Source organism: Bradyrhizobium sp. P5_C11_2, assembly GCF_054049755.1.
Genome location: NZ_JBFULT010000715.1, coordinates 1 through 3,218, shown reverse-complemented (window position 1 = coordinate 3,218; position 3,218 = coordinate 1). Strand labels below are relative to the sequence as shown.

Genomic DNA, 3,218 nt, shown 5'->3' with positions numbered 1-3,218 from the left:
CGATTTGCCTGAGCCGCTCTCGCCGACGATGCCGAGCGTGCGGCCCTTGCGCAGCGTCAGCGTCACCTTGTCGGCGGCGACGACCTCGCGGCCTTTGCCGAAGAACGCACGTTCGCGATAGACCTTGCCGAGCTCGTTGGCCTCCAGCACCACCGGTTCCTTGCTCTCCTCACGCGGAGCCCGCGGCACCAGGCTCGGCACCGCAGAAAGCAGGTTGCGCGTGTACTCCATGGTCGGATTGCGCAGGATGGAATCGAGCGTGCCGGTCTCGACCAGGCGGCCCTGCCGCATCACCGCGACGCGGTCGGCGATCTCCGCCACCACGCCCATGTCGTGGGTGATGAACAGCACGGCCGTACCGTGATCGCGCTGGAGGTCGCGGATCAACGTCAAAATCTGCTTCTGCGTGGTGACGTCGAGCGCGGTGGTCGGCTCGTCGGCGATGAGGAGCTTTGGCTCGAGCACCAGCGCCATCGCGATCATGATGCGCTGGCGCTGACCGCCGGAGAGGCGGTGCGGGTAGGAGGCGAAGATGCGCTCGACCTGCGGCAGGCGCACCTGCTCCATCATGTCGAGGATGCGCTTGCGGCGCGCTTTCGCATCGAGATCGGTGTGAGCGCGCAGGACCTCGTCGATCTGGCGGCCGACCGGCACCACCGGATTGAGCGCCGTCATCGGCTCCTGGAAGATCATCGCCATCCGCGTCGCGCGCAGCTGCCGCAGGCGGCGGTCGGTCGCGGTGAGCAGTTCCTCGCCGACCAGCTTGACGCTGCCGCCGGTCGGAACCAGCGTGCCCTTCGGCAGCAGGCCCATCGTGGTCAGCGACGTCACCGACTTGCCCGAGCCGCTTTCGCCGACGAGGCACAGCGTCTCGCGCTCATGCACCTGGATCGAGATGCCGTCGAGGATGTTCGTCCCCTTCGGCTTCCTGCCGACGGAAACGACGAGGTTGTTGATGTCGAGGATGGGGTTGGTCATGCCGCAAAACTCTCGTTGGTCATTCCGGGGCGCGCGTTAGCGCGAGCCCGGAATCCATCGGGCCGCAATACAAGAGGTGAAATGGATTCCGGGTTCGCGCCAAGAGGCGCGCCCCGGAATGACGTCGTTGGATGTTTCACTTCCCCTCCCGCTGCTTCATGCGGGGATCGAGCGCATCGCGGGCGGCGTCGCCGATCAGGTTGATGCTGAGGATGGCGATCGAGAGCAAGAGGCCCGGCCAGAAGATCAGCGTCGGCTTGAGCTGGAAGTACTGGCGGCCCTCAGCCATGATGTTGCCCCAGGTCGGCGTCTCCGGCGAGATGCCGGCGCCGAGGAAGGACAGGATGGCCTCGGTCAGGATCGCGGAGGCGCAGACATAGGTGCCCTGGACGATCAGCGGCGCGATGGTGTTCGGCACCAGGTGCCGCCACATGATCTTCGGCAGCGACGAGCCCACCGAGATCGCGGCCTCGACGTAAGGTTCCTCGCGCGCGGACAGCACCACCGAGCGCACCAGGCGGGCCACGCGCGGGATCTCCGGGATCGTGATCGCAATCAGCACGGTCCAGAGGCTGGCGCCGGACAGCGACACCACGGCGATTGCGAGCAGGATGCTCGGCATCGCCATCAGGCCGTCCATGACGCGCATCATGACGGAATCGACCAGCTTGAAGAAGCCGGAGACGAGGCCGATCGCCAGCCCAATGACGATCGACATGATCGCGGAGCCGACGCCGATCAGAAGCGAGACGCGGCCGCCATACATGACGCGCGACAGCAGGTCGCGACCATAGGCGTCGGTGCCGAGCAAAAACTGCGCCGAGGAGGGTTTCAGCCGCTGCGACGGCGCAAGCTGGATCGGATCATGCGGCGCGATCAGCGGCGCCAGGATCGAGATCAGCACGATCAGCGCGAGGCAGACCGTGGCCGCCGCGATGATCGGCGTCGAGGTGAGGAATCCGAGGCGCGGCCGCAGCGGCGACGTGATCGGAATGGACGACTGGGGAAGGGTATCGACCGACATTTTTGTCCTTATCCTTGCCTCAGTACCGGATCCGCGGATCGAGCAGCGTATAGGCGACGTCGATCAGGAGATTGACGACGACGTAGATCAGCGACGTCAGCAGGATCATTGCCTGGATGACCGGGTAGTCGCGCGCCAGCACCGCATCCACGGTCAGGCGCCCGATGCCGGGGATGTTGAACACGCTCTCGGTGACGACGACGCCGGAAATCAGCAGCGCGAAGCCGGTGCCGATCACGGTGATCACGGGGACCGCGGCGTTCCGCAGCGCATGCCGCATCATCACGGCGACCTCGTTGATGCCTTTTGCGCGCGCGGTGCGGACGTAATCCTCGCCCAGCACGTCGAGCATCGCCGCCCGCGTCATGCGCGCGATCAGCGCGATATAGATGAAGGACAGCGCGCAGGTCGGCAGGATGATGCGCTCGAAGAACGGCCCAAAGCCGTTCGATATGCTGCGGAAGCCCTGCACCGGAACCCAGCGCAGGTCGATGGCGAAGACTTCGATCAGGACGTAGCCGACCACGAACACCGGCACCGAGAAGCCGAGCACCGACAGCCCCATCACGCAGCGGTCGATCCAGGTGCCGTGCTTCCAGGCCGCGATCACCCCCAGGGGAACGGCGACGACGACGGCGAGGACGATGGTCGACAGCGCGATCGAGATCGACGGCTCGACGCGCTGGCCGATCATCTTCATGACGGGCAGGTTGGAGATCAGCGAGGTCCCGAGATCGCCGTGCAGGAGCTTGTTCACCCAGGTGACGAACTGCACGATCAGGGGATCGTTGAGGCCGAGCGAGGTGCGGATGCGCTCCAGCCGTTCCGGCGTGGCGTTGTCGCCGGCGAGAATCGCGGCGGGATCGCCGGGGGTGAGGCGGAGCAGGAGGAAGACGAACAGGGCCACCACGCCCATCACGGGCACGGCGGCGAAAATTCGACGAAGGAGATATCCGAGCAAGTTGGATCCGTCAGATTAGAGTCAAATCGGGGCAGCGCTCATGGCCTGTTCTGCCATCAGCCTAACATTTCAGCAATTCCCATGCCATCCGGGCCACAGGTTTTGCAGTGCGGCCAGTCATTCTCTTGCGGCGTCATTCCGGGGCGATGCGCCAGCATCGCACCCGGAATCTCGAGATTCCGGGTTCGCGTCTTTCGACGCGCCCCGGAATGACGATCTAATCACTCCAGCGTCGCCAGCAGCCCGGCCATCAGG

The 3,218-nt window shown here is 65.4% G+C and carries 3 protein-coding genes; all 3 read right to left on the bottom strand.

The genetic code is table 11. The annotated features are described in order from the left end of the window. Nucleotides 1-978: ATP-binding cassette domain-containing protein (locus tag ACXJL8_RS37435; RefSeq protein ID WP_456686650.1), on the bottom strand; the 978-nt coding region annotated here is incomplete at its 3' end. A 136-nt stretch (nucleotides 979-1,114) separates the two neighbouring features. After that, on the bottom strand, nucleotides 1,115-2,002 hold the full coding sequence (locus ACXJL8_RS37430) for an ABC transporter permease (protein ID WP_456618263.1): 888 nt from the start codon (nucleotides 2,000-2,002) through the stop codon (nucleotides 1,115-1,117). A 19-nt stretch (nucleotides 2,003-2,021) separates the two neighbouring features. Beyond that, the gene (locus ACXJL8_RS37425) at nucleotides 2,022-2,963 is read right to left on the bottom strand and encodes an ABC transporter permease (RefSeq protein WP_456618262.1); all 942 of its coding nucleotides are present in this window, start codon (nucleotides 2,961-2,963) and stop codon (nucleotides 2,022-2,024) included. Between the last annotated feature and the right edge of the window lie 255 nt (nucleotides 2,964-3,218).